21 protein-coding genes and 1 pseudogene are annotated in these 25,728 nt (G+C 75.7%); 6 read left to right on the top strand and 16 right to left on the bottom strand.

Translation table 11 applies throughout. From position 1 onward, the window contains the following. Nucleotides 1-5: 5 nt before the first annotated feature. The 10 genes from G9H71_RS13610 to G9H71_RS13565 form a co-directional block, all read right to left on the bottom strand. Nucleotides 6-1,271: a S8 family serine peptidase gene (locus G9H71_RS13610; protein WP_166282731.1), complete on the bottom strand. Its 1,266-nt coding sequence runs from the start codon at nucleotides 1,269-1,271 to the stop codon at nucleotides 6-8. Then, nucleotides 1,268-2,620: a type VII secretion protein EccB gene (eccB, locus tag G9H71_RS13605; RefSeq protein ID WP_166282729.1), complete on the bottom strand. Its 1,353-nt coding sequence runs from the start codon at nucleotides 2,618-2,620 to the stop codon at nucleotides 1,268-1,270. Before eccB ends, G9H71_RS13610 begins: the two co-directional genes overlap by 4 nt. Nucleotides 2,621-2,720: 100 nt before the next feature. After that, nucleotides 2,721-3,611: a hypothetical protein gene (locus tag G9H71_RS13600; protein WP_166282727.1), complete on the bottom strand. Its 891-nt coding sequence runs from the start codon at nucleotides 3,609-3,611 to the stop codon at nucleotides 2,721-2,723. 55 nt (nucleotides 3,612-3,666) lie between these two features. After that, on the bottom strand, nucleotides 3,667-5,022 hold the full coding sequence (eccD, locus tag G9H71_RS13595) for a type VII secretion integral membrane protein EccD (RefSeq protein ID WP_166282725.1): 1,356 nt from the start codon (nucleotides 5,020-5,022) through the stop codon (nucleotides 3,667-3,669). 31 nt (nucleotides 5,023-5,053) lie between these two features. Continuing rightward, nucleotides 5,054-7,027: a WXG100 family type VII secretion target gene (locus G9H71_RS13590; protein WP_166282723.1), complete on the bottom strand. Its 1,974-nt coding sequence runs from the start codon at nucleotides 7,025-7,027 to the stop codon at nucleotides 5,054-5,056. 1 nt (nucleotide 7,028) lies between these two features. Further along, on the bottom strand, nucleotides 7,029-8,480 hold the full coding sequence (locus G9H71_RS13585; RefSeq protein WP_166282721.1) for a S8 family peptidase: 1,452 nt from the start codon (nucleotides 8,478-8,480) through the stop codon (nucleotides 7,029-7,031). A gap of 6 nt (nucleotides 8,481-8,486) precedes the next feature. Further along, entirely contained in the window at nucleotides 8,487-8,966 is a 480-nt protein-coding gene (locus G9H71_RS13580) for a hypothetical protein (protein WP_166282719.1), read from the bottom strand. Between the two features lie 79 nt (nucleotides 8,967-9,045). Continuing rightward, a complete protein-coding gene (locus G9H71_RS13575; protein WP_166282717.1) occupies nucleotides 9,046-9,336 on the bottom strand; it encodes a WXG100 family type VII secretion target in 291 nt (96 codons plus the stop codon). 29 nt (nucleotides 9,337-9,365) lie between these two features. After that, nucleotides 9,366-9,677 (bottom strand): WXG100 family type VII secretion target, encoded by a 312-nt coding sequence (locus G9H71_RS13570; RefSeq protein WP_166282715.1) that lies wholly within the window; start codon nucleotides 9,675-9,677, stop codon nucleotides 9,366-9,368. 175 nt (nucleotides 9,678-9,852) lie between these two features. After that, complete coding sequence (locus tag G9H71_RS13565; RefSeq protein ID WP_166282711.1) at nucleotides 9,853-11,244, bottom strand: ubiquitin family protein; 1,392 nt, start codon at nucleotides 11,242-11,244, stop codon at nucleotides 9,853-9,855. A 120-nt stretch (nucleotides 11,245-11,364) separates the two neighbouring features. Here G9H71_RS13565 and eccCa point away from each other — a divergent pair, with 120 nt between their 5' ends. The 3 genes from eccCa to G9H71_RS24550 all read left to right on the top strand — a co-directional run bounded on the left by eccCa (nucleotide 11,365) and on the right by G9H71_RS24550 (nucleotide 16,386). Further along, the gene (gene eccCa, locus G9H71_RS13560; protein WP_331272980.1) at nucleotides 11,365-15,345 is read left to right on the top strand and encodes a type VII secretion protein EccCa; all 3,981 of its coding nucleotides are present in this window, start codon (nucleotides 11,365-11,367) and stop codon (nucleotides 15,343-15,345) included. Then, nucleotides 15,320-16,180 carry a hypothetical protein gene (locus G9H71_RS13555; RefSeq protein ID WP_166282707.1) on the top strand — a complete coding sequence of 287 codons (861 nt, stop codon included), beginning with the start codon at nucleotides 15,320-15,322 and terminating at the stop codon, nucleotides 16,178-16,180. Before eccCa ends, G9H71_RS13555 begins: the two co-directional genes overlap by 26 nt. A gap of 80 nt (nucleotides 16,181-16,260) precedes the next feature. Further along, nucleotides 16,261-16,386, top strand: a complete 126-nt coding sequence (locus G9H71_RS24550) for a hypothetical protein (protein ID WP_269204664.1) — start codon at nucleotides 16,261-16,263, stop codon at nucleotides 16,384-16,386. A gap of 52 nt (nucleotides 16,387-16,438) precedes the next feature. Here the strand turns inward: G9H71_RS24550 and G9H71_RS13550 are convergent, their stop codons facing one another. Further along, a complete protein-coding gene (locus tag G9H71_RS13550) occupies nucleotides 16,439-16,996 on the bottom strand; it encodes a dihydrofolate reductase family protein (RefSeq protein ID WP_166282705.1) in 558 nt (185 codons plus the stop codon). 144 nt (nucleotides 16,997-17,140) lie between these two features. Further along, nucleotides 17,141-17,539 (bottom strand): hypothetical protein, encoded by a 399-nt coding sequence (locus G9H71_RS13545; protein ID WP_166282703.1) that lies wholly within the window; start codon nucleotides 17,537-17,539, stop codon nucleotides 17,141-17,143. A 251-nt stretch (nucleotides 17,540-17,790) separates the two neighbouring features. Here G9H71_RS13545 and G9H71_RS13540 point away from each other — a divergent pair, with 251 nt between their 5' ends. The 3 genes from G9H71_RS13540 to G9H71_RS13530 are packed head-to-tail and all read left to right on the top strand — an operon-like array spanning nucleotide 17,791 to nucleotide 21,957. Then, nucleotides 17,791-20,001 carry an MMPL family transporter gene (locus G9H71_RS13540; protein ID WP_166282701.1) on the top strand — a complete coding sequence of 737 codons (2,211 nt, stop codon included), beginning with the start codon at nucleotides 17,791-17,793 and terminating at the stop codon, nucleotides 19,999-20,001. A 10-nt stretch (nucleotides 20,002-20,011) separates the two neighbouring features. Beyond that, on the top strand, nucleotides 20,012-21,289 hold the full coding sequence (locus tag G9H71_RS25125) for a sensor histidine kinase (RefSeq protein ID WP_166282699.1): 1,278 nt from the start codon (nucleotides 20,012-20,014) through the stop codon (nucleotides 21,287-21,289). Beyond that, entirely contained in the window at nucleotides 21,286-21,957 is a 672-nt protein-coding gene (locus G9H71_RS13530; RefSeq protein WP_166282697.1) for a response regulator transcription factor, read from the top strand. The genes G9H71_RS25125 and G9H71_RS13530 overlap by 4 nt, the downstream gene beginning before the upstream one ends. 13 nt (nucleotides 21,958-21,970) lie before the next feature. Here the strand turns inward: G9H71_RS13530 and G9H71_RS13525 are convergent, their stop codons facing one another. From G9H71_RS13525 to G9H71_RS13510, 4 genes and pseudogenes are all read right to left on the bottom strand, one after another. Then, nucleotides 21,971-23,431, bottom strand: coding sequence for a PepSY-associated TM helix domain-containing protein (locus G9H71_RS13525; RefSeq protein WP_166282695.1), 1,461 nt, complete (start codon nucleotides 23,429-23,431; stop codon nucleotides 21,971-21,973). 301 nt (nucleotides 23,432-23,732) lie between these two features. Further along, complete coding sequence (locus G9H71_RS13520; RefSeq protein WP_166282693.1) at nucleotides 23,733-24,323, bottom strand: hypothetical protein; 591 nt, start codon at nucleotides 24,321-24,323, stop codon at nucleotides 23,733-23,735. Continuing rightward, nucleotides 24,320-25,081: a hypothetical protein gene (locus G9H71_RS13515; protein ID WP_166282691.1), complete on the bottom strand. Its 762-nt coding sequence runs from the start codon at nucleotides 25,079-25,081 to the stop codon at nucleotides 24,320-24,322. Before G9H71_RS13515 ends, G9H71_RS13520 begins: the two co-directional genes overlap by 4 nt. Before the next feature lie 12 nt (nucleotides 25,082-25,093). Further along, nucleotides 25,094-25,728 (bottom strand): annotated as a pseudogene (locus G9H71_RS13510) (hypothetical protein); the annotation flags it as partial.

The following is a 25,728-nucleotide window of genomic DNA, read 5'->3' as shown; positions in this document are numbered from 1 at the left end:
GCTCCTCAGCCCGACATCCGCCGCCGCACCGTCCACCGGCCCGCGAGCAACGCGAGCGCAACCGCGACACCCCCACCCAGCAGCAGCCACGCCGCCCGCTCCCGCTGCGGCGCGAGCGGGTCGGGGGTCGAGCGCACGTCGATGGCGGCGGTCTGCACGCTGGGCTCGGGCGCGGGCGTGGTCCCCGGCAGCGGCGGCCCGGGGCGCGCCGAATCGAGCGTCATCGTGATCGCGTCGAGGGGCTGCACGAGGCCCCAGCCGCGGCCGTCGTCGCGCGCGCCGCGGACGGGTCGGTCGGCGGAGGCCTCGAGCCGGTAGGCGATCTCCTCCGGGGTCGCGGTCGGGAAGACCTGCGCGATCAGCGCGGCCGCCGCCGAGACGTAGCCCGTGGCGAGGCTGGTGGAGGCGTCGAACCCCTCGATGAGGCAGTCGCCCTTGTCGCGGTAGGTCGTGACCACGCCGGCGCCGACGCCGAGCACGTCGATGTGCGGCCCGCGGATCGAGTCCGGGGAGAGGTTGTCGTTCGTGTCGACGGCGCCGACGCCGACGGCACCGGGCGAGGCGCCCGGGTATCTCGGGGTGTCGCGCTTGTCGACCGCGGTGTTGCGGTTGCCGCCGCTGGCGACCACCACGGCGCCACGGGAGTTGGCGTACGCGACGGCCGCGTCCAGCCGCTCGTCCGGTTGCGGCTGGCTCATCGAGACGTTGATGACGCGGGCGCCGCGGTCGGCGGCGAGCCGGATGCCCTGCGCGATGCGTGCGGCGTTCGGCGTCCAGCCCCTGGCCCGCGCCTCCTGGTCGTCGGCCTCGGCCTCGAAGACGCGGATCGGCAGGATGCGCGCGCCGTGCGCGAGGCCGAGCAAGCCGGAGCCCTTCAGCTGCTGTGCCGCGATCGTGCCGGCGACGGCGGTGCCGTGGCCGATCACGTCGGTCCAGCCGCGCGGGTCGGGATCCCCGGGCAGCAGCGACACCCCAGGCAACACGCTCCCGCGCAGATGCGGGTTGCGACGGTCGACCCCCGAGTCCACGACGGCGACAATCACGCCGGCGCCCGTCGAGCGCTGCCAGACCCGCTGTGCGCCCATGCGGTCCAGCGGGTACGGCCGGTCCGGGATCAGCTGGACGCGGCTCGCGTCGCACGGCTCCGCGGCGAAGGCCGGCGCGGCAGTGGGAACCACGACGGCCGGGCCGGCCACGAGCGCCGGGCCGGCGACCAGCGCGGCGGCGGCCAGCAGCGCGGCGCGCCGGCGCGTACGGGACAAGAGGCTCACCCCGCCGACACGACCTGTCGCGCGGCCTCCGACGAGAGCTCCGGGCCGTCGCGCAGCGCGTCGACCCACGCCTGGGAGACGGACGCGGGGCGCAGACCCGTGTAGCCGAGCTGGGCGAGGACCGTCTCGACCGAGCCGGACAGCGCGAAGCGGGTGCCGGTCGGGTCGACGAGGTAGACCGTGCCGCGGTTGACCACACCCCCGGACACCGCACGGACGACCGCACCGTGCGCGGGCTGCACGACCGCCTCCTTCGCCGCAGTCGGTGCGGCCGCGGGGTCGGTGGCGACGGCGAGCGTGGTCACGGGCAGCTGGTCGGGGTCGCTCGTGAGCAGCGCGCACGGGACCGGCTGGGTCAGCGGCGTCAGGGTCTGGGTCGGCCAGTCCTGCGGGTAGAGCGGCTCGGCGGTCGGCAGCTGCGCGACGTCGGCCTGGGTGAGGCGCACGGGTGCCGTGGCCGACGGGCCGACCTGGTAGAGCGCGGCCGCCAGCTCGCTCAGCGGCGACAGCCCCTGCTTGGTGAGGACGTACGGCCGCTCCGACCCGCCGGGCTCGGTGACCAGGACCAGCGTGCCGTACGTCGACAGGCCCCCGGGCCGGCCGACGCCGGCCGGCAGCGGCTCCCCGGCGCCCGCGACGCTCAGCGGCGCGAGGTCCTGGCCGGCGGGGAACAGGTCGACCCAGCTGCCGGGCGCCCGCAGCGGCTGCACCGCGTCGAGGCCCAGCGCGCGCAGCGCCGCAGCGCGCCCGTTCTCGGCGACGCGGAAACGCGCGGAGCCGGTGATGACGACGAGGTCGCTGCCGGTGTCCACGAGCAGGGCGGAGCGCTCCGGCGCCGGGGCCACCGCCGGCGACTCGTCGACGCGCAGCCGGGTCTGGCCGCTCTGGTCGACGCAGGAGCTCCAGCCGGACTGGATGAGGGCGTCCCGCTCCGGCAGCGCGTCGGGCGCGCCGACGATGCCGATGTCGCTGCCCCGCGGCTCGTCGGCGATCTTGTCCTCGGGCGCGAGGACGACGCGGAAGTCCTTGTCCGCCGGCAGCAGCAGGCGCGCCGAGGTGATGTTGGCGACCGGGTAGAGCGTCCCGCCCGTCGCCACGTAGCGCGCACCGCTCCCGCGCGCGACGACGAGCGTGTTGTCGTTCCACCCGTCGGGCAGCCCGGGCCGCAGGTAGCCCGCGACCGCCGCCCCCGCCACCACCAGCACGGCGAGGACGGCTCCGGCCACGACCGCCCGCGCCGGGCGCGCGGGCTCGACCTCCCGCCCGCCGGGCGCGCCGCTCAGGAAGGCCGTGACCAGCCGCCGTCGGTTGAAGGCGTGCGCCTCCACCAGGTCACGCTTGCTCGCCACGTCCGCCCTCGATGCTCCGTACGTCCTGCCCGCGCGCCGCGCGCGGGCTCCCAGCGCGCGGAGGGCCCGCCGGGGCCGGCCCTCCGTGCGCCGTCACTGACTACCGCGCGTGCTTGCCGCCGCCGCGCCGCCGCTGCAGAAACGCGCCCAGGGCGATGAGCCCGGCACCGATCGACGCGAGCAGCCCGAGCGGCACGGTCGCGCCCGTCTTGGCCAGCACATCGGTCGCGGCGGGAGCCGCAGCTGCCGGCACGGACGTGTCGCTGACGGTCTCGACGCGGCACGTGAGCCCGCTGGCCGAGCACGTCGCCGTCCCGCCGATCGCCGCGTCGGCCGCAGCACCCGCCGGCGCACGCCCACCGATCGTCCCGGTCGGCACGTCGGAGGCGTCGTCCGCGGTCGGGGTCGCCACCGGCGCGGCGACGGCCGGGGGCAGGACGACGGGAGCCAACCCGTACGCCGGGGCCGACACGACCGGAGCCGGAGCCGCGCTGTTGGTCGGCGCGACGGCCGCGGGCAGCGGCGGCAGCGGCAGCGTCTGCGGCGCCGGCGACTCGAACGTCGGGCTCGGCGACGGTGCGGCCGGCTGCGTGGGGGTCGGGGTGGGCGTCGGAGCGGGCGTCGGCGTCGGGGTGGGCGTCGGCGTCGGGGTGGGCGTCGGAGTGGGCGTCTCCGTCGGCGGGTCCGACGGGTCCGGGGTCTCGGTCGGCGGGTCCGTCGGGTCCACCGGCGGGTCCGTCGGGTCGACCGGCGGGTCCGTGGGGTCCGTCGGGTCGACCGGCGGGTCGCTGGGCTCGTCGACCACCGGCGGGGCGACGGTCACCCCGACGCTGGCCTCGACGGGCACGGTCGCCGCGACCGCGGCGGCGCTCGCCGGCCCGGGCGTGCCGTCGGCGACCGCCACCCCGGCGCCGAGGACGCAGCTCACGAGCAGGGCTGCGCCTCCCACGGCCTGGAGGGCGAGGGGCGTGTGGCGGTTCGGCACGGTCATCGGTGCAGCTCCTGCGGCGCGGTCGAGCGGGTTGCGGAACGAAGGCGAGGAAGGGTCATGAGCGCACGGCGGCGACGAGCCCGGTCGCCAGGACGAGCAGCGGCAGCAGCGCGACGAGCGCCACCGCCTCGGCGACGTCGGCGGCCCGGGCAAGCCGGATGCTCGGCGGATGCGGGGTCACGGCGGCGGCCAGCAGCACGACCCCGACCCCGACGAGGCAGGCCGCGAGCGCTTCACGCCAGGACGGGTGCACGACGACGGCGGCCACGGCCAGCGCGACGAGGCCGGCGATCCCGCAGGCCATGCCCACCGACACGTCGCGCAGCGCGCGGTACTGCCGGGTCCGCAGCAGCACGACGGCGCAGGCGACGACGCCGAGGAGCAGCCCGGAGACGCCGAGGCGTACGACGAAGGGCGCGCTGAGCACCGCGAGCAGGCCCGACGCGACGGCCAGCGCCACCTGCAGGCTGCGCCCGAGGCGTACCTGACGGGTGACGTCAGCCGGGTCGACGGGCTCGGGGTCGGCGACGATCTCGGAGTCGCTGCGCGGAGCGGGGGCGCGTACGCGCGCAGCCGCGAGCGCGAGGGCCGGGACCGCGCTGCCGAGCAGCACCGCGACGACCAGCACCACGGCGACCACGCGCGCCGTCGGCCAGGACGTCGCCGCGAGGGCGACGCCGGCAGCCAGCCCCGCCGTGCCGACCACCGCCGCCGGCAGCAGTGCGACCCGGGTCGATCGGAGCGCACCGATCCCGGCCAGGGCGGCGACGAGCACACCGGCGCCCGCGAGCGCGAGCGGCAGGCGGCTCACCGGCTCGTCCGGGGCGCCGGCCAGGCCGGCGACGGCCGCGTACGGGACGGCGGACCAGGCGACCACAGTGGCGGCCTGCGGCTCGTCGGACGTACGCGCGAGCACGGCCGCCGCGACGACGAGGAGCAGGGCGAGCGACCCGGTGACCGCGGTGACCGGAAGGCCGACGTGGCGCTCGAGGCCGAGCGCGACCGACCCGAGCAGCAGGAGCAGCGCGGACGCGGCGAGCGCGGTCGTCCTGCTGGCCGCACTGTCCCACGGCCGCTCGGCCTTCTGAACCGTGTCGGCGACCGCCTCGACGACGTCGTCGTAGACCCGCGCCGGTGCGACGTCCACGCCCGGCTCGACGGTCAGCTGCGCCCCGTCCTCGACACCCTGCGCGGTCAGCCCGGTCTCGGGCAGCAGCACCGAGCCGTCGGCCCGGACCAGGCGGTAGCCGCCGTGGACCGAGTAGGGGTCCAGCGCCGACACCGCGGCCGCGAGCTCGGGCAGGAGGTCGCACACCGGGACCACGCCGGGCACGGCCAGGTCGGCGCGACGGCCGCGGAAGAGCACGGTGACACGCAGCAGGCTGGCGACCTCGGGCGCGGCCGTGCTCATCGGCGTTCCCGTGACGTCGAGCGCATGCGCACTAGCTCAGGACCGGCGGAGTGGTCTGCTCGCCGTCCCCCCACTCGTCCTCCTTGATCAGGTGCTCGATGCGCTCGCCGTTGTCGCGCCGGTCCGAGCCACGTGCGCCCGCGGCGCCGACGCCGCCGACCGCCGTGCCCGGACGGGCCCCCGCCTGCGCGGCGCCGGTCAGGCTACCTGCGGACGTCCCGGACATTGCGCGCCCTCCGGCGGATCCTCCGTTCGAGGTACGCGCACCGCCCGCGGCTCCCGCGGGCCCCGTCGCGCCCCCGACCACGGAGCCTGCGCGGCCCGCGGCCGCACCCGGGCCACCGACGGTGCCGCCGCCCGCCGAGCCTGCTCGGGTGCCGCCACTGGCGCCACCGCTCGCGGCGCCACCGACGACCGAGCCGCCGCGCGCGCTGCCGGCCGCGGCACCACCGACCACCGACCCTCCGCGCGCGCTGCCGGCCGCGGCACCACCGACCACCGACCCTCCACGTGCGCTGCCGGTCGCGGCACCACCGACGACTGCTCCGCCGCGCGCACCACCCGCCGCGCCGCCGACGACCGAGCCGCGAGCACCACCCGCGCCACCGCCGGTCACGGCTCCACCGCGAGCCCCGCCGGCGGCAGCGCCGCGCCCGGCAGCGCCACCACCGACAGCGCCGCCACGCGCACCGCCCGCGGCACCGCCGACGACAGACCCGCCACGAGCCCCACCAGCGCCGCCGCGCGCACCACCTGCAGCACCGCCGACGACAGACCCGCCACGAGCCCCGCCAGCGCCACCACCGACGGCGCCCCCACGAGCCCCGCCAGCGCCACCACCGACCGCGCCACCGCGGGTCCCGCCCGCGCCACCACTCACAGCGCCCCCACGGCCACCACCCGCGGCACCGCCGACGACGGACCCACCGCCCGCGCCGCGGACCGCTGCACCGACGGCCAGGCCACCGACGCCGACGGCCGCGGCCCCGGCGAGCCCGCCGAGAACGCCTCCTCCGCCGCCCCCCGACGCGGCGGGGGCGGGCGCGAAGCCACCGACCGACCCTCCTACAGCGCCTCCGTGCACCGAGCCGCCGGGGACGACGCCGGCGATGGTGCCGTCGGCGACCGTGCCGGCTGTCACGTCCGAGCCGCCGAGGGTCGGCGGCTTGGACACAGGGCCGTTGTGCGAGCCGCCCGGGTCGGGCGAGAAGACAGGGGTCGAGCCGGCGGGAGAGCCGGGGCGCGGGCCGGAGTGCGCCGGGTCGCCGACGACCACGCCCTCGGCCCCGTTGCCGCCCGTCGCGGGCGCGCCGCCTCGGCCTCCGGCGGAACCACCGCCACCGGCCACGCCGCCGGCGCCACCTCCTCCGGCGACTCCACCGGCACCGCCGGCCCCGCCCGCGGCGCCACCCCCGGTGCCTCCGCTCGGCGTTTCGACCGTGTAGCGCTCACCCACCGCCCGGATGACGTCGGCCCGCTCCTGCGTGAGCCCGCTCTCGGCGGTCTGGAAGGCGCTCTGGGCCTGGGACTCGCGGGCGGCGATGGCGGCGTTGCGCGCGGCCACGGCCGAGTTGTAGGCGCTGGTCTCCTGCGCGTAGCGGACCGCCGCCGCTGCGGCGGCAGTGCCGTCGTCCCCGGCGGGGGCAGGCCCGGGAGCGGACGGTGCCGTCGGCTCGCCGGGCACGGGCGGCAGGGCGGCCATGTCGGACTTGGCCTTGGAGACCAGGGCCGCGGAGCTGTTCAGGCTCGCTGCCACGGTCCGCATGTCCGCGGCCTGGCGCTCCACCTGGCCGGCCATCAGGCCGAAGGACTCCTGCGCCGCCTGCGAGGCCTGGCCGTTCCACGACTCGGTGATGCGCCCCTGCGCGCGAGTGAGCGACGCGCGGACCTCGTCGAGCCCGGCGGCCATCGCGGTCCACTCGTCGGCGGCGCGGCCGATGGTGCCCGGGTCCCCCTCGGCGACTTCCTGCAGCTTGCGCTCGTTCGGCCCGGCCGGTGCGGACACGTCAGGCTCCTTCCGTGGATGCAGGAGCGCCACCGGGACGGCGGCGTCGGTAGAGCAGCGCGGCGACAGCTCCGCCGCCGGCGACGAGCGCGACGAGCACGACGGCGACTGCCGTGCCCGAGCCGCTCCCTGTCGAGCCGGACGAGGACGCGACCGCGGCCGTCGACGGGGCGTCCGCTGCGGACGAGGCGCCGGCGGCCGGGGCCTGCCCGGGCGAGGAAGCCGGGGGCGTGCCCGTGGCACTGGGCACGCCGACGGCCGCCGGTGTCGACGGACGCGGCGTCGCCGGCGCAGTGCCCGTCCAGCGTCGCGCCGGGGGCACCGAGCCGAAGAGCATGTCGTCGAGCAGCGGGTTGTCGTCGGGGTTCTCGCGCGGGTCCGCCTGGAGCATGTTCGTCAGCGAGACGATGCCGTAGCCGTAGTAGACGTCGTGCTTGAGCGGGCGGGTCGTGGTGTGCCGCACGAGGTGCTGCACGATCTGCGCGTTCGTGGCGTCGGGGTACTTGCTCTTCACCACCGCGAGCATCCCGGCGACGATCGCGGTGGCGGGCGAGGTGCCGGTGCCGAGGCCGTCGGAGGACCAGCGGCCGCGCTCGTCCATCGCCCCCGAGCCGATGTCCACCCCGGGCGCGGCGACCAGGACGTCCTTGGACTCGGCCGCCCCGTCCCACCAACGGCCCTTGCTGTCCACCGCGGTGACGGCGATGACGCCCTTCGCGTCGGCCGGTGCGCCGACGAAGCCCTCGGCCTTCCCGGTCAGCGCGTTGATCCGCTCGGTCACCGACGCGACCATGATCACGCCGCGGTCGGCGGCGTACTCGGCGGCGGCGTCCATGTTCTTGCTGTTGAAGGACATGCTGACGATGTCCGCACCGTCGTCGACGGCCTGGACGAGCGCTTTCGGGATGAGTTCGTGGTAGCTCTCGGCCTCGAGGGTCTCCAGGTCCGCGGCGTAGCAGCCGAACTCGCCCTTCTCCTGCTCCCGCGGGTCGAGGACGGGGTAGACGCGCAGCGTCGCTCCCGGCGCGACGCCGCGGATGCCGGAGCCGTCGGGGCGGGTGCCCTTGCCGTTGCCGACGAGCAGCGCGGCCATCGACGTGCCGTGGAAGACGCCTCTCCTGCCCTCGAGGAAGGCGGGGTAGGGCTTGTCCAGCGGGTCCTCGCAGTAGGAGCCGCCGTCCTCGAGGCGCTGGCCGCGCAGCTCGGGGATCGTCCGGTCCACTGGCGTGTCGAGCAGCGCGATCGTCACGCCGGAGCCGTCGGCCTCGCGCGTGTTCTGCGCGATCTTGAGCGCGGAGTACCACCAGTCGCCCTTGGTGTCGGCGGCCGCGGGCGCGCTGAGGGCGGGGCCGGCCGCGGGCAGCAGGGCGGCCGCGACGAGCGCGAGCACACCTGCGCCCCGGGCACGGGAGGCGGGGCCGCGCTCCCTCCGGGATGCGAGCAGGGCGAGCACGACGGGCTACTCGAACTCGCGGCCAGGCTGCGTCGACGGCACGGCCGGCGCGGGCTGAGCAGCAGGAGCCGGCGGGGGAGGCACGTCCTCGGCGCCGGCGAGGTCGTGCGCGCGGTCCGCGTCGATCGCGACGGAGTGGGAGCGCTCGCGCCAACGGAAGGCCGACAGGGCGTCGGAGACGTCGGCGTCGCGCGCCTCGTAGGTCGCGACGGTCGAGGTCAGCTGCTCGCGGAAGGCCTCGAGGTCGGCGATGACCTGCTCGACCGTCTCGCGGAAGATCTGGTGCGCGGTGCGGTGCGTCCCGGCGAGCGCCTCACCGGCAGCGGAGCGGCCGAACATCCCCGCGTCGACCGGCGTACCGCTGAACTGCGCGCCTTGCCCCTGCACCTCGTCCGTGGGGGTCGCCAACCCGTTCGCGATGGAGCGGACCTCCTCGAGAGTCAGCTCCACCACGCGGTTCACGGCACCGCCCGCGTCGCTCAGCACCGCCGTACTCCTTCGTCTGGGGCAGGGGCGGCCGCGGCTCCCTCAGGAGCCGCGGCCGCAGATGCACAACCGGGATGGACTACCAGCGGGCCTGGTTCTGGCTCTCCGCCGACTGGTAGTCGGAGTTGGACTGGCGCACCGCCGTGCCGACCTGCGCCAGCAGCGCCTGCATGTCGGTGATCGCGGCGGTCCACTCGGCCTTGGCGCGCTGGTAGCTCTCGCTCGCCGAGCCGGTCCAGTCGGCGCGCAGCGGGGCGAGCTCGCCGTCCAACTGGTCCAGCCGGGACTGGATCGAGCTGGCCTTGGCGGAGATGTCGGCGGCCGCGGTGTCGAGCGCCCCGAAGGTGACCTTGAGCTGTCCGGTCGTCACATTCACTCCTGAGGTGTCGGAAGGGGCGCTCAGCCGAGGCGGCCGGCGAGGCGGGAGAAGCTGGAGGCCTGCGTGTCGTCGGAGCTGTTGTAGGTGCTCTCCGACGCCTGCAGGTTGGCCTCGAACTCGTTCAGCGCGTTGATGATGCGGCGCGTGTCCTCGTCCCAGCGGGTCATGACGTTCTGGAACGCCGTCGAGCCGGACCCGACCCACGCCGAGCCGATGCCGGAGAGCTGGCCGCGCAGCGCCGAGAGCTGCTGGTCCAGATCCGAACGGGCCTCCGAGACGAGGCGGGCACCACGCGTGAGCGCCTGATCCTGCTTGCTGACCTCACCAGCCATCGAGCAACTCCTGTCTTCCGCCCCGGCCGGGGCGATCTGGGCGCACCGGCATCGACCGGAGCTTCTGGCAGCAGACGACCGGGATCTTTGGCCCGACGCCTGCGTCGCCAAACCCTAGCCCGGACGGATCACCCGATAGGTGGGGGACCTCCCGCCACCTATCCCGACAAACCCATCAGCTCACGAGGCCGCGCACCCACTCGATCCCGCCGGCCGCGATGACCGCCGCGGGCAGCACGAGCGCGACCGCAGCCCCGTCGAGCAGCTCCGCGGAGCGCGCCCAGCGCACCGAGCGCCACCCGCGGCCCAGCGCCACGGCGGCCAGCACCGTCGATGCGCCCACCGCGACGAGCACTGCCGTCGCGCCGGAGCGCTCGCGCGGCCCGAAGCCCGCGAGCAGGCTCGCCATGCACGCCGCGAAGGCCACAGCTCCCGCCGCCAGCAGCACAACCCGGGCTGTGCTCCCGGTCAGCGTCCGGGCCTGCAGCGGCAGCGCCGCGCAGACGCAGCCGGCCAGCGCGACCGAGCCCCAGCCGACCACGCCACCACCGCGCCCCGGCAGCAGCACGAGCAGGGCCACCAGGACGGCGAGCACCGCCGCGACGACCGCGGCGTCGAGCGTGCGCCGGCCGCTGCGTACGCGGTCGGCCACGTCCCCGGCCCGCAGCCGGGTGCGGCCCCGCCGGCGCCGGCCCGTCGTGGCCGCCCACACGCCGAGCGCGGTCCGGTCGGCGTCGAGCAGCGCGGAGTCCGGGACGTCTACGGCGAGCATCGGGAGCAGCCGCAGCGCGCACACCGCTCCCGCGCAGACCGCTGCCGCGACGGCCCGGCCGCTGGCCGAGGCGAGCAGGCCGCCGCCCGCGACGGCAGCGAGCAGGGCGCCCGCGACGAGCTCGACGCGCAGCCCCTCGCGCGCCGAGGACGTGCCGGCCGGCGCCGGCAGCGCGAGGAGGACGGCGGCCAGCGCGGCGCCGACGACGCCCGCTCCCGTCGCTGCGAGCAGGCCCTCCCCCGCCCGTTCGGGGCCGAGCAGCAGCGCGGCCGTGGCGATGGCGCCGACCGGCGGGGCGAGCAGCCGGGCCGCGTCGCCCCAGCGGCCCGCGGGCGCCACGACCGAGAGCAGCGCGACGAGCAGCACGACCGGCGCTGCCCAGGCGGCGTCGACGGCGAGGGCCCCGGCGCCCGCCAGGCTGGCCGCGGCGACCCCGAGCAGCCACGCCCTCGACAGCGCGCCGCCGCCTCCCTGGCGCGCAGCCCTTGCCATGGACGCCGACTGGGCCGCCGCCTGCCGCCGCCCCCGGCGGGACCCCTCGGGCGCCCGCGCGGCCAGCACGAGCAGCACGTCCCCGTCCTCGACGCCCTGGTGCGCCGCGGGAGCCGCGGTGTCGAACGGAGTGCCGCTGCGCGACACGACGCGTACGTCGTCGCCGGGCGGCACACCGAGGCGTACGCGCACGTCGGGGCCGAGCAGCGCGGCGAGCGGGACGTCCGCGCCGGCCGCGACGTCGACCGAGCCGGACGGGCTGCGCAGGGTCAGCCGTACGACGGAAGTGGCCGTGCTGGTCACCCGATCGGACCTCCTGATCCCGGGCCCTGGTCTGGGCGGCCTCCTACTATGCGCGATGTACGGCATGGGGTGGGTCGCGGCTTCCCCCGCAACCCGGCAGTCCGGCGGAGGAGAGCAAGCGTGGCCACCACCCTGCGCAGAGGGCCCCGGCTCGACGGCCCCCAGGCGCCCGTGGGCGAGATCGTCCTGACCGCCCCGCCGGAGATCGCCCCGCACGAGGGCAGCGGCGCGATCCTCATGACCGCGCTGCCCATGCTCGCGAGCGTCGGGTCGATCGTCTTCGTCGCGACGAGCCAGCCGGGCCCGCGCGGGCTCATCGCGGCCGGGATGTTCCTGCTGGCCTCCCTCGGCTTCGTCGTCGTCATGGTGTTCCGGCAGCGCTCGGCGCGGCAGGTCAAGACGACGTCGCAGCGCCGCGAGTACCTCCGCTACCTCGCCCAGGTCCGCGAGACCGCCCGGGAGGCGGCGCGGATGCAGCGGGAGGCCCGCCTCTGGGAGCACCCGGACCCCGCCCACCTGCCGGCGCTCGCGGAGGAGCGCACGCGGGTGTGGGAGCGCACCGCCGAGGACGCGGACTTCCTGCACGTGCGCTACGGCGTCGCGCCGCAAGCCCTCTCGCTGGACCTCGTGCCTCCTGAGTCGGCGCCCATCGACCTGCTCGACCCCGTGTCCGCGTCGGCGCTGCACCGGCTGCTCGTCACGCACCGCGTGCAGGACGACCTGCCGGCGGCGGTGGACGTACGCGCCTTCTCCCGGATCGAGGTGACCGGCGAGAGCGCCGAGCGCGCCCGCGCCCTCGTGCGCTCGCTGCTCGCCTCCGCCGCGGCGTTCCACTCGCCCGACGACCTGCGCATCGCGGTGCTCTGCTCGCCGCAGGCGCTGCCGGACTGGGAGTGGCTCAAGTGGCTGCCGCACGCCGGCAGCCCGACCGAGCACGACGACGCCGGCCCCGCACGCATGGTCTCGACGGACTTCGACGCGCTCCTGCCGCTGCTGCCGGACGACCTCGCCGACCGTCCCCGCTTCGGCCGCACGGCGGACGACCGGCCGCTGCCGCACGTGCTCTTCGTCCTCGACGGCACCGACGTGCCGCCCGGCAACCCCGTCATCACGCCCGACGGCGTGCTCGGCGTGACGGTGCTCGACCTGCCCGAGACGTGGGACGAGCTGAGCGATGCCGGGTGGCTGCGGCTCCACCTCGACGGCACCGTGCGCGCGGACGGGCGCGCGGGGCTGCAGGTGCTGCGGGTGCGCGAGGACGTGGGCGTGGCCTCCGGCGACCAGGCCGCCGCGCCGGTGGCCGAGGCCCTCGCCCGGCGGCTGGCACCGCTGCACGCCGGCAGCGGCCCCGTACGCACGGACAGCCTCTCGACCTCCTCGGACCTGCTGGCCCTGCTGGGACTGGAGGACCTGCCCTCGCTCGACGTCGAGGCGGCCTGGCGGTCGCGGCCGCAGCGCGACCGGCTCCGCGTGCCGATCGGCATCGGTGCCGACGGGAGCCCGGTCAACCTCGACATCAAGGAGGCCGCGCAGCAGGGCATGGGCCCGCACGGCCTCGTCGTCGGCGCGACCGGCTCGGGCAAGTCGGAGCTGCTGCGCACGCTCGTCCTCGGGCTCACCCTGACCCACAGCCCGGACCAGCTCAACCTCGTGCTCGTCGACTTCAAGGGCGGTGCGACCTTCGCGGGCATGGCCGACCTCCCGCACGTGTCGGCCGTCATCACCAACCTGGAGCAGGAGCTCACGCTCGTCGACCGCATGCAGGACGCGCTGACCGGCGAGATGGTCCGCCGCCAGCAGCTGCTGCGCAGCGCGGGCAACTACGTCTCCCTGCGCGACTACGACCGGGCGCGCGCCGCCGGGGAGCCGCTCGAGCCGCTGCCCAGCCTCTTCGTCGTGGTCGACGAGTTCTCCGAGCTGCTGACCGCCAAGCCGGAGTTCCTCGAGCTCTTCCTGGCGATCGGCCGGCTCGGCCGATCGCTCGGCCTGCACCTGCTGCTGGCCAGCCAGCGGCTGGAGGAGGGCCGGCTGCGCGGGCTCGACACGCACCTGTCCTACCGGATCGGCCTGCGCACCTTCTCGGCCGCGGAGTCCCGGACCGTGCTCGGCGTCCCCGACGCCTACGAGCTGCCCTCGGCACCCGGCCTCGGCTTCCTCAAGCCGGACCAGTCGACGCTGCTGCGCTTCAAGGCGGCGTACGTCTCCGGCCCGCCGCGCACGGACGTCCGCGTCGCGTCTCCCACGTCGACCGCTGCGGTCGAGGTGCTGCCGTTCACGCTGGCGCCCGTACAGCGCGCCGAGCTCGACCCGGCCGCACCGGCCGAAGCCGTCGAGACCGCTGCGGCGCAGGCGAACGAGGACCGCTCGGTGCTCGAGCTCGCGGTGGACCGGCTCGCCGGCAGGGGGCCGCAGGCGCACCAGGTCTGGCTGCCGCCGCTCGAGGCGAGCACCGGGCTCGACGCGCTGATCCCGGACCTCGTCGTCGACGACCGGCTCGGCCTGGTCAGCCCGTCCTGGCGCGCAGCCGGCAGCCTGAGCATCCCGGTCGGCACCGTGGACAAGCCGCTGGACCAGCGCCGCGAGACGCTCGTGCTGGACCTCGCTGGCGCAGCGGGCCACGTGGCCGTCGTCGGAGCGCCGCGCAGCGGCAAGAGCGCCCTCGCGCGCACCGTCGTCACCGCACTCGCGCTGACCCGCACGCCACAGGAAGTGCAGTTCTACGTTCTCGACTTCGGTGGCGGCACTTTCTCCGGCCTGGAGGGCCTTCCGCACCTCTCAGGGGTGGCGACGCGCGGCGAGCCCGATGTCGTACGCCGGGTGGTCGCCGAGGTGCAGGGCATCGTCTCGGCACGCGAAGCGTACTTCCGGTCCGCCGGCATCGACTCGATCGAGGCCTACCGGTCGCGGCGGGCGTCGGGGCTCGCGGACGACGGCTACGGCGACGTCTTCCTCGTCGTCGACGGCTGGAGCACTCTGCGCGCGGAGTTCGAGGAGCTCGAGGCGGAGCTGCAGTACCTCGCCCAGCGCGGTCTGACGTACGGCGTGCACCTCGTCGCGACGGCGACCCGCTGGACCGACTTCCGCACCGCCGTGCGCGACCTGCTCGGCACGCGCCTGGAGCTGCGGCTCGGCGACCCGCTGGAGTCCGAGGTCGACCGCAAGGTGGCGCAGAACGTCCCCGTCGGCCGCCCCGGGCGCGGCCTGCTGCCCGGCAAGCACCACTTCCTCGCCGCGCTCCCCCGGGTCGACGGATCGGCCGACCCCGCGACCCTCGCGGACGGCGTCGCCGCGCTGGTCAAGGAGTCCCGCGACGCGTGGCGCGGGCCGCAGGGGCCGCGCCTGCGGCTGCTGCCCACGTCGATCGCGCTCGAGGACGTCCGCGCCGCGACGCCCGCGCTCGGCCGCGAGCTCGTCGTCGGCGTGGACGAACGGGCACTCGCCCCGGTCACGCTGGACGTCGACTCCGAGCCGCACCTGCTGGTCTTCGGCGACTCCGGCTCGGGCAAGTCCGCCGCGCTGCGCGGCTACCTGCGCGAGGTCATGCGCAGCCGCACGGAGCAGGAGGCGCAGGTCGTCGTCGTCGACTACCGGCGCGCGCTGCTCGGCGAGGTGCCACCCGAGCGGCTCGTCGACTACCTGACCAGCCGCCCGCAGGCCGAGCCCGCCCTCGCGGAGCTGGCGGCGTACCTGCGCGGGCGGATCCCCGGGCCGGACGTCACGCCCGAGCAGCTGCGCCGCCGGAGTTGGTGGACCGGCGCGGACGTCTTCGTGGTCGTCGACGACTACGACCTCGTCGCCACCTCATCGGGCCCGTCGCCGCTCCAGCCGCTCGTCGAGCTGCTCCCCCAGGCCCGCGAGATCGGCCTGCACGTCGTCGTCGCCCGTCGCAGCGGCGGCGCCTCGCGCGCGCTGTTCGAGCCGGTCATTCAGACCATGCGCGACCTGTCGATGCCGGCGCTGCTGCTGTCGGGCAGCCCTGACGAGGGGCCGCTGGTCGGGAACGTACGCCCCCGGCCCGCCGACCCCGGGCGGGCGCAGCTGGTCACGCGGAGCCGGGGCAAGGAGGTCGTGCAGCTTGCCTGGTCCGCTCCGCTGGACTGACCGCTGCCGGCATCCCGAGGGCGACGCGCTGCGGCTCCTCGGCGACGACGGCCCGTCGCCGGTCCGTCCCCGAGCACTGCGGCGGGCGGTGCCGGCGCTGAGCGCGCTCGCGCTGCTGGCCGCCGGCTGCGCGACCGAGGACGGCGACGTCTCCGGCGCTGGCCCGACGCCGACCGTTCCGCTGGAGTCGCCGCTGCAGGCCATGCTGCTCGACCCCGAGGACCTGCTGCCGGGGTGGTTCCTCGAGGACATGCCGCCCGTGCCGGACGCTGCCGCGTCCCCGGCCTCCGACGTGCCGCGCCTCGACGGCGCGTGCAGCGATGCCTCCGCAGCCCTGCAGACGATGCCGCCGGCGCCGGTGCCCGCGGACGCGTACGCATCGCGGCTGCTGATGACCGGCGGCGGCGCGCTGCCGATGACCAACACGGTCGTGCAACTGGAGGACGAGGCCGCCGCCGACGCGCTGATCGAGCAGGTGGCGGCGCTTCCGTCCCGGTGCGCGCGGTTCGAGGAGGAGATGAGCTTCGGCGGGCCGGTCACGATGCGCGGAGTCGCGGGCGGTGACGGGCTGGGCGACGGGAGCGCCGTCGTCTCGGTCTCCCAGGATCTCCGCCCTGCCCGCTGCGCGCCCCACGTCCCCGACGAGCGGTTCTTCGCCTACACCCGGCTCGGCTCGGCGGTGCTCGTCCTCGAGGGGTACGCCCCCGTGGCCGACGTCCTGACCCTTGTGGCGCGCAACGTCGAGCGCGCCCGGGCCGGGGAGCGAGGGGCGGCCCATCCTCCGGAGCCGCCGCAGGGCGGGTGGCTCGAGGTGTGCGAAGCGGACCTCGGCTGAGCATCCGGGCCGCAGGGTCGTCACCACGACCCTGGGACCCGGATGCTCACGACGCGTGCCACGTCCAGCGCCTGCTCGGCGTGGACGTCGACGCCGCTGACGCCGTCCTCGGCATGCAGTGGCGGCGGCTCGCCGTGGGCAGCCGGCGCCGGATACGCACGGAGCTGGAGGAGTGCCGGCTCGAGCGCCGCCGGCTGCCGGGCTGAGCCACCACCAGGACCCGTGCACCGTGCAGCGGGATCCCCAACGCGTCCCGAGTCAGCGCGCCCGGTAGCGCGCGTAGACCAGCCCGCTGCTGAAGGAGCGCTGCTCGACCAGCGCGAGGTCGAGGCGGACGCCGTCGGGGAAGAAGCGCTTCCCGCCGCCCACCACGCTCGTCGTGATGAACAGGTGGTACTCGTCCAAGAGCCCGGCCGCGATCGCCTGGGCGGCGAGGTTCGGGCCGTCGACGGTGAGGTCGGCGTCGGCCTCTGCCTTGAGCCGGCGCACCGCGTCCGGGTCGAACGAGCGCTCGATCCGCGTCTTCGCGCTCGACACCTCCTCCAAGGTGGTGGAATACACGACCTTCTCCGCCGCCTGCCAGTCCTTGGCGTACTGCAGGATGTGCGGCGGCTGGTCGGGCTCGTCGTGCGCGGTCTCCCAATAGAGCATGGTGTCGTACATCCGCCGGCCGTAGAGGTACGTCCCGACGGGGCGGAAGAGGTCGTTGACGAAGGTGTGCACCTCCTCGACCTCGGCCCCGACGCCGAGGCCGCCCTCCGCCGCTTCGGCGTAGCCGTCGAGCGAGGTGAACATCGAGTAGATGAGCTTGGCCATCCGTCCCCTCCGGGGCGAGAGCAGGCGGTCGTGCAGGCTTCCTACCGGATCTGACGTCCGCCCGACTCCGAACTCATCGGGGGCGCAGGGGCCCCTGAACGACACGAGGGGTCGGAGCATGGAGGGCCCTTCGGCGTACGCCGGTCAGCGCGAGCGGAAGCGGTCACCGACCGCTTGGGCCGGCAGGGCCAGCACCGCGCCACCGACGGTCGCGCCGATGAGGATCATGAACGCGCCGACACCCCAGAGCCCGGTCTCGTCCGAGCTCGCCGGGATCGACCACGCCACCGTGAACGCGAGCGGCATGACCGCGACTGCCACCACGCCGTACCCGAGCAGACCCGCGGCGACGGCGGTGCCGGCGAGGGTCAGCACGCAGCCCACGACCTGCCACGACTCGTACGGGCCGCTCGTCTGCCCGGTGACGGGGTCGGTCTGGTACTCCGAGTCCCAGCCGAGCCAGCCCCAGTAGGCGGCGAAGCAGGCGGCGACGAGGACGACGGCCACGGGCAGGCGGCGGGCGAGGCTTCCGTTGTCTGTCATGTGCCCCAGCTTGCGTCCCAGCCCCCTGGCGGCGCGTGAGCCCGCGTACTCAACAGGCCCCCGGGACTACTGCGTACGCACCAGGCCACGCGCGCGACGTGTTCGAGCGCACCAGCAGGAGTCAGTGGCCGCGGACGATGCCGGCCGGGCGGTGGTGGACGAGGCTCGTCACCACGGAGCTCCGCGGGCTTCCCCTCTCCTCATCCGGCCCTGCGCCGGCCATTCCTCTGACTCGTCTGGGGCGATGAACTGTGGCGACGACTCTCTATCGGATCGGGCGGTTGGCCTTCCGGCGGCGGCGGCTCGTGGGCGGGCTGTGGCTGACGGCGGTGGTGCTCGCCGCACTTGCCGCCGCCATGGCGCCGTCCGCGCAGGAAGAGGACCTCTCGATGCCCGGCACCGAGTCACAGCAGGCGTTCGACCTGCTGGACGAGCGGTTCCCCGAGGCCGACGCGCGGGGTGCGGAGGCGCGGCTGGTCTTCCAGGCCCCTCCGGGGCAGCGGGTGACCGCCGACGGCTCCCGGGCGGCGGTCGCGGAGGCGCTCGCGGCGGTGCAGGCGGGCGGCCAGGTCGCGTCGGTCAGCGAGCCGTACGCCGACGGCGCGGTCAGCGCGGACGGGACCATCGCGTACGCCACCGTCACGTACACCACCGGGGTGTTGGACCTGTCGCCGACGACGAAGCAGGCCCTCGAGGACGCCGCGTCAGAGGCCCGCGACACGGGGCTGGCCGTCGAGATCGGCGGCTCCGCGCTGGACAGCGAGGTCTCGCCGGGAGGCACGACCGAGCTCGTCGGCGTGGCCGTGGCGGCGGTGGTCCTGGTCCTCACCCTCGGCTCGCTGGCTGCGGCCGGGCTGTCGCTGCTGACGGCGTTCTCCGGGGTGGCGATCGCCTTCGGGGTGGTCGCCGCGCTGGCCGAGGCGCTGGGCCTCACGTCGACGGTGGCGATCCTGGCGCTGATGCTGGGGCTCGCCGTGGGGATCGACTACGCGCTCTTCATCACGTCGAGATACCGGGACGAGCGTGCCGAGGGCCACGACGCGGAGGAGGCTGCCGGCCGCGCCGTCGGCACCGCCGGGTCCGCCGTCGTCTTCGCGGGTGCCACCGTCATGATCGCCCTGGCCGGGCTGGCGGTCGTCGGGATACCCGAGCTCACGAAGATGGGCCTCGGTGGGGCGGGGGCCGTGGCCCTGGCCGTCCTCGTCGCGCTCACGCTGGTCCCCGCGCTCCTCGGTGCCTTCGGCCGGCGGGTCCTGTCGCGTACGGCCCGCAAGGCCGAGCGTCGAGGGGGCTGCGACACGGCAGGCCGGCCCACGCTCGGCGTCCGCTGGGCGCGGCTCGTGCTGCGCCGCCCGGCCGCGGTTCTGCTGGTCGCGGGGCTGGGCGTCGGAGCCGTCGCCGCCCCGGCGCTCAGCCTGGAGCTCGGCCTGCCGGGCGAGGAGTCGATGCCGGAGGAGACCACGCAGCGGCGCGCCTACGACCTGCTCTCCACGGGCTTCGGCCCAGGGTTCAACGGCCCGCTCACGGTCGTCGTGGACGCAGCGGCCTCCGCGGACGGCCGGGCGGCGGCGGGCCGCGTGGCCGAGACGCTCCGGGCGCTGGACGGTGTCGCGTCGGTCGGCGAGCCGGTGCTCGACCAGGCCGGGGGGACCGCCGTCCTCACCGCCATCCCGACGACGTCGCCGACCAGCGTGGAGACCAAGGAGCTGGTGCAGGAGATCCGCGGCGTCGTCCCGGACGTGGAGGCCGAGACCGGGGCCGAGGTCTTCGTGACCGGCACCACAGCGCTCAACATCGACATCTCCCGGGCGATGACCGAAGCGCTCGTCCCCTATCTGACCGTCGTGATCGGGCTCGCCGTGCTGTTGCTGACGGTCGTCTTCCGCTCTCTCCTCGTCCCACTGAAGGCAGCACTCGGCTTCTTGCTTTCGGTCGGGGCGGCGTTCGGCGTCCTCGTCGCCGTCTTCCAATGGGGCTGGGGCGCGGACCTGCTCGGCATCGAGCAGACCGGGCCCGTCATGTCGCTGATGCCGATCCTGATCATCGGGATCGTCTTCGGGCTGGCCATGGACTACGAGGTCTTCCTCTTCACCCGCGTGCGCGAGGCGTACGTCCACGGCGCGACACCCGAGGAGGCGATGGTCGCGGGCTTCCGGCACAGCGCGCGGGTGGTGGCCGCGGCAGCGGTCATCATGGTGAGCGTCTTCGCCGGGTTCGTCGGCGTGCACAGCCCGACGATCCAGACGATGGGCCTGGGCCTGGCGTCCGCCGTGGCGTTCGACGCCTTCGTGGTCCGCATGGCGATCGCGCCGGCGGTGCTCGCGCTTCTCGGGCACCGTGCCTGGTGGCTTCCTCGTATTCTCCAGCGTGTGCTGCCGAACGTGGACATCGAGGGCCAGGCACTGAGCCGGCACGTCCGCGTCCCGTCGACCGAGGCGCCCGTGCGGGCCTCCGTCGGCTAGCGCGGCCGACGTGACCAGCACCGGCGGCTCCCTCCCGCTCCCGCGCGCGTCGTGGTGGCGGGAGGGGGCGGTCGTGGCGACGGCCTTCGTCCTGTGCCTGCTCGGCGGGGTGCTGCAGGTCGACGACACGGTGTCCGCCCCGCCGGCCGCGGCGTACGTGCTCGGGCTGGCCTCCAGCGCCGCGCTGCCACTGCGGCACCGGGCACCGCTCGTCGCCGTCGCCGCCACGACGGCCTGCGGGCTGCTGGTCGCCCCGCTCGGCCTGCTGCTGACCCCGCTCATCGTGGCTCCCGCCGTGATCGCGGCGTACGCGCTCGCCGTCCGCAGCGACCGGCGCGTGGCGGCCCTGGCGCTGCTCGCCGCGGCAGCGCTGCTCGTCGCCTCCACCGCTGTGTTCGGCAACCTGTCCTGGCAGGACGGGAGCAGGCTGGTCATCGTGGCCGCCTTCCCGCTGGTGGCCGGCGTGCTGGGCCATGCGACGCAGAACCGGCGGGCCTACCTGGCCGCCGTGGAGGAGCGGGCGCGCCGGGCCGAGCTCGGCCGGGACCTCGAGGCCCGCCGGCGGGTGGCCGAGGAGCGCGTCCGCATCGCCCGCGAGCTGCACGACCTCGTGGCGCACCAGATCACCCTGGCCAACGCGCAGGCGATGGTCGCCGCCCGTGTCTTCGACAGCCGCCCGGAGCAGAGCCGACGCAGCCTGGACGACCTCGTCGAGACCACCGCCAACGCGCTCGACGACCTGCGGGCCACCGTGGGCCTGCTGCGCGAGACCGGGGGCCCCGCCGAGCCGGCGGAGCCGGCGCCCGGGCTGTCGCGGCTGCCGGCACTGCTCGAGTCCTTCCGCCGCGCCGGCCTGGAGGTGTCCGTGCACCAGGAGGGCGCCGCCCGGCCGCTCCCGCCCGGCACTGACCTGACGGCGTACCGGATCGTCCAGGAGGCCCTGACGAACGTGGCCAAGCACGCCGGCGGCGGGAGCGCCCGGGTCCGGCTGGCCTGGAGCCGCGACCGCGTCACGGTCACCGTCACCGACGACGGCCCGGGCACCGGTACGCTCCCGCCCCTCGCCGCGGCGAAGGCGGCCCCCGCGGCGACGGACCGCCCGCCGGGCTACGGGCTCATCGGGATGCGGGAGCGTGCGGCCGCCGTCGGCGGGCGCCTCACCGCGGGCCGGCGCCCCGAAGGCGGCTTCCGCGTCTCCACCGACCTGCCGCTACCGCCCTCCGGCGGGCCGGTCCGCGCAGGCGAGGCCCGGCCGGACGGGACGGCAGCGAACGGGACGGCCCCATGACGCTCCGGGTGCTCCTCGCCGACGACCAGGCCCTGCTGCGTGGCGCCTTCCGGACGCTCCTCGAGACCGCGGAGGACATCACGGTGGTCGGCGAGGCCGCGGACGGCCGGGACGCGGTGCGGATGACCCGCGCCCTGCGCCCGGACGTGGTCGTCATGGACATCCGCATGCCCGACGTCGACGGCGTCGCCGCCACCGCGCAGATCTGCGCGGACCCCGAGCTGTCGGCCACCCGGGTCCTCGTGCTCACGACCTACGAGACCGACGAGTACGTCGCGCAGGCGCTGCGGGCGGGGGCCAGCGGCTTCGTCGGCAAGGGCATCGGCACCGACGACCTGCTGGACGCCGTCAGGACCGTCGCCGCCGGCGACACGCTGCTGTCCCCGGCCGCGACCCGCGCGCTGGTCGCCCGCTTCCTGGCCGCGCCCGAGGCCGGGCCGCCGAGCGACAGCGCCCAGCTCGACGTCCTCACCGCGCGCGAGCGCGAGATGGTGGCGCTGGTGGCCACGGGCTTGTCCAACCAGGAGATCGCGGAGCGGACGTACCTCAGCCCGTTCACGGTCCGCGCCCACGTGCAACGGGCGATGACGAAGCTGCAGGCGCGCGACCGGGCGCAGCTGGTGGTCATCGCCTACCGGACGGGCCTCGTCCGCGCCGACCAGCCCTGAGCCGCCCGCGCCGTCAACCGGCGGCGGGCTTGGCCGTCGTCGCAGGCACGTCGAACCACTGCCGCAGGCGTGGAACCCGGCGCAGGACGAGCTGGTCGAGCAGCAGGGCGGCGACGAGCGTGATGCCGAACATCGGCAGCGTGACCGCGAGGACGCCGACGAGGACCGCCAGCAGCGGCGCCTTGGCCAGCGGCATGCGCCCGCGGGGAGCGCCGACCGAGCCCTTCCCGCGCGGCCGGCGTCGCCACCACATCAGCGGTCCGGTGACGCACATGAAGATGACGCCGAGGCAGAACAGCAGGCTCGCCCAGAAGTTCACCAGCCCGAGGCTGCGGCCCTCGTGCAGCGCGATGCCCTCGGCGACCACCTTCGCCGGTGCCGGGTAGTCGGCATAGCCGTACGTGCTGACGACCTGGCCGCCGTACTGGTCGACGTGCACGGTCCGCTCCTTGCCCGGATCGTCGAACGCGTAGCCGACCACCGAGAACACGCCGGACTCGTCCGCGGGCAGGGCGACCGTCATGGGCGAGGACAGCCCGCTGCGCTGCCCGACCTCGACCGCGGTGTCGAGGTTCGCCACCGACACCTCGTCCCCCTCCGCGGGAGCGGTCGAGCGCGGGACGTCGGACTTCTGCAGGCCCCACGGAACGGCGTGGCTGTGCGGCAGCGACTCGTCGAGGGTGGACGTCGGGTTCGACAGCGCGCCGTGGTCCTCCGCCCACAACGAGGTTCCCTGGTTGCTCAGCCCCTCCTGCACCTTCGCGCCCCAGAACCCGGTCCACGGCAGGCCGGAGACCACCAGCAGGAGCAGCCCGACCCCGAGCACCGCGCCCGTCATGCCGTGACGGGAGCGGAGCGCGGCACCGGCCGCCTTCGACGCCCGCCGACGTGCGCGGGCGGCTCGCCCCTTGAAGAACAGGTAGTAGCCGGTGATGGCCATGACGATCGCCCAGCACGCGCCGATCTCGAGGACCCTGTCCCCGAAGGTCCCGGCCATGATGTCGGCGTGCAGGCGGACCGCGATGCCGGACAGCGTGGTGTCCGGGTCGAGGTCGCCGAGCACCTGCGCGTCCCAGGGGTCGACGAACACGTCGCGCCCCGCGCCGTCGGCCGTCTCGATGGAGAAGACCGTCGACCGGCCCTCCTCCCGCGGCTCCGCCATCGAGATGACTGTCGCGTCGGGGTAGGCGCGCTCGACCGCGGAGAGCTGCGCGGCGTAGGGCTGCTGAAGCGGGTCGGTCACGCCGGCGGGGGCTGACACCTTCATCAGGTCGCTGTGCAGCAACGGCTCGGTCTCGAAGCGCAGCAGGTAGATCAGCCCCGTGACCGACAGCAGGAAGACCACGGGGATGACGAGGAAGCTGGCGTAGAAGTGCCAGCGCCAGAAGGCCCGGAACAGGCCGTTGCCCCGCGACGAGCGCGGCGCGCGCCGTTGCTCGGACGGCCCGGCGGGCGGATCGGCAAGCAGGGTCACGGGACGCTCCGACGTCGGTCGCTAGGTTCAGCGAAGGCAGCTTCGGTCGACGGAGCGGGCCCACGTCTGCCTCTCCACCGCGGCTTCCCGGCGGTGGTGGCCGTGCGGCTCCTCTCCTGTCCCGGTAGTCGGGCCCGCGGCCCGGATAGTTCCCGCACAGGCGGCTCACCTGGCGGCGCCCTGGTCGAAGCGGTTGCGACGCAGTGCCCCGGGGGAATCCACTCGAGAACGAGAGACACCGTCAGCGCACACCGAAAGGGGAACGTCGGCGCGTCCTGCTCCTGGGGCAGTTGCTGCGGCGTCAGTCGAGCAGGCTGCCCGCACCCCCGGCCGCGCCGGCGCCGCCGACGAGCGCCGAGAGGCTCCCCGTCAGCTTCGCCAGCGGCGCGTGCTCAAGCGTCCCGCCCGCGCGCAGGAACGTCGCCTGCTCGCGCAGCAGCCGCGCGGCGGCGCCCGCCCCGGTCGCCGGCGCCCCTGCCACGGCCGCGGCCAGAGCCTCCAGCTGCTCCGGCGGTCGCGCCCCGTTGACGTACGCCGTGTGCACCTGCAGCGGCAGCGTGACCCCGCGCCCCCCGGCCGCCGGCTTGACGCGCAGCACCGCCGAGCCGCCGCGGTTGCCGGTCACGTCGACCGAGCGGGCCGACGCGAGGTCGATGCGACGGGTGAAGAGGCCCAGCCGGCGCTCGACCAGCACCGAGCCCTCCAACCAGCGGCGCCGCCAGGCGATGACCAGCACGAGCACGGTCAGCAGCGGCGCGACGACGGTGAACGGCCGGTTCTCGGGCGAGGTGAACCACAGCACGGCGACGACCGCCCACGGCAGCAGGACGGCCAGCCCGACGAGGAGCCGCTGCGTGCGCGCCTCGACGTCGGGCAGCGGGACCACGGTCATCGCGCGGTGCTGCCGACCAGCTCGGCGACCGCGGCGCGCACGTCCTCCGGCGCGACCGGCCGGATCACGACGGGTGCGCGCGAGCCGGCGGTGACTCGGGACGACCAGGTCCCGGCCGGCCCGCTGAAGACGCCGAGCAGGTCCGCCGCGCCGCCGTCGCCGGCGGCCCGCACGACGAGGTCGGCACGCAGCATCGAGGCCCCCAGGGCCGCCAGCAGCTCGTCCGGCGGGGTCGGGTCGTCGTCGGCCGACACGAGCTGGACGACCTCCTCACCGGCACCGGGCGTGGCCTCGGGGTGCAGCACCCAGCCGGCGACGTGCTCCGTGAGCGCCGCGGCGTCGAGGAGTGCGAGGCGGTGCAGCCCGGTCGGAGTGACCTCCTCGAGGAGCACGACGTCCTCGACGACGTGCGCGTAGCGGTACTCCTGGCCCAGCGCGGTCGTCAGCGCGCAGCACACGACGGCCGAGGCGCCCGCTCGCAGTGTGAGGACGCGGGCCAGCTCCTCCGGCATCCGCACCGGGTACGCCGCCACGTCCTCACCCGTCGTGCGCGCCTCGCGCTCGGCGTCGAGCACCTGCTGCGGCGTCGGCGCCTCGAGCAGCCCGCGCGCGACGAGGCTGCGATAGGCCGTGCGCGTCGCGGTCAGCCGCTCGTCCGGCTCGAGGGTGCCGAGGTAGGGCAGCACGACCGGGCCCTCGGTCGTCGCGAGGACGGCGACCTCCTCGTCGGTGAGGTCGAGGACGGGGACGGGAGCCACGGGTCGGGCCTCCTAGAAGATCGAGGGGAGCGGCAGGGCGGACAGGCCGTTGCGGATCGTGCTGCCGACCGACTCGGCGGCGTCGCCGATCGCCTCGCCGGCGTCGGAGAGCCGGTCGCCGGCCCAGTCGCGGGCCTCGCCGAGGGCGTGCCCGGCGTCGGAGATGCGGTCGCCGGCCCAGTCGGCCGCCTTGCCGGCGAAGTCGGTGATGTCGTCCCAGTGGTCGTAGACGTAGTTGCCGAGCGACCAGGCGCCGTACGCCAGCACCGCGGCGCCGCCGATCGCCAGGCCGACCGGGTTGCTCGCCAGCAGCACGGTGGCCGCACCGGCGGCGCCGGCGAGCCCGAAGCCGCGCGTGGCCCAGCCCCGGGCGCCGTCGTAGCCGCCGCCGGTCACGGCGTCCATCGCGCCCGTGACGATCGTCAGCGGCAGGAACGCCTTGCCCATCACCCGGCCGGCGTTGCCCAGGAACCCCAGCGGCTTGCCGTTGCGGAACACCGAGAGCGCGCTGCCGGCCTCGGCGGAGAGCGACTGGAAGCGCAGGAAGGCGGCGGCGTCGGCGGCGGTCGCGCCGGCGCTGGTCATGAAGCGGAGGGCGCCGGTGGAGGCGATGGCCGCCTGCACGCTGCGGGTGAGGAACTGGGTGA

Source organism: Motilibacter deserti (assembly GCF_011250635.1).
Classification (GTDB): Bacteria; Actinomycetota; Actinomycetes; order Motilibacterales; family Motilibacteraceae; genus Motilibacter_A; species Motilibacter_A deserti.
The sequence above is the reverse complement of the archived record's forward strand: the minus strand, read 5'-3'. Positions and strand labels throughout refer to the sequence as shown.

What these genes read in the sequence shown, in the direction of transcription:
- G9H71_RS13600 (WP_166282727.1), bottom strand. Translation starts at nt 3,611, where the DNA reads ATGACCGTGCCGAACCGCCACACGCCCCTCGCCCTCCAGGCCGTGGGA.
- eccD (WP_166282725.1), bottom strand. Translation starts at nt 5,022, where the DNA reads ATGAGCACGGCCGCGCCCGAGGTCGCCAGCCTGCTGCGTGTCACCGTG.
- G9H71_RS13570 (WP_166282715.1), bottom strand. Translation starts at nt 9,677, where the DNA reads ATGGCTGGTGAGGTCAGCAAGCAGGATCAGGCGCTCACGCGTGGTGCC.
- G9H71_RS13550 (WP_166282705.1), bottom strand. Translation starts at nt 16,996, where the DNA reads ATGGCCAAGCTCATCTACTCGATGTTCACCTCGCTCGACGGCTACGCC.
- G9H71_RS13545 (WP_166282703.1), bottom strand. Translation starts at nt 17,539, where the DNA reads ATGACAGACAACGGAAGCCTCGCCCGCCGCCTGCCCGTGGCCGTCGTC.
- G9H71_RS13530 (WP_166282697.1), top strand. Translation starts at nt 21,286, where the DNA reads ATGACGCTCCGGGTGCTCCTCGCCGACGACCAGGCCCTGCTGCGTGGC.
- G9H71_RS13520 (WP_166282693.1), bottom strand. Translation starts at nt 24,323, where the DNA reads ATGACCGTGGTCCCGCTGCCCGACGTCGAGGCGCGCACGCAGCGGCTC.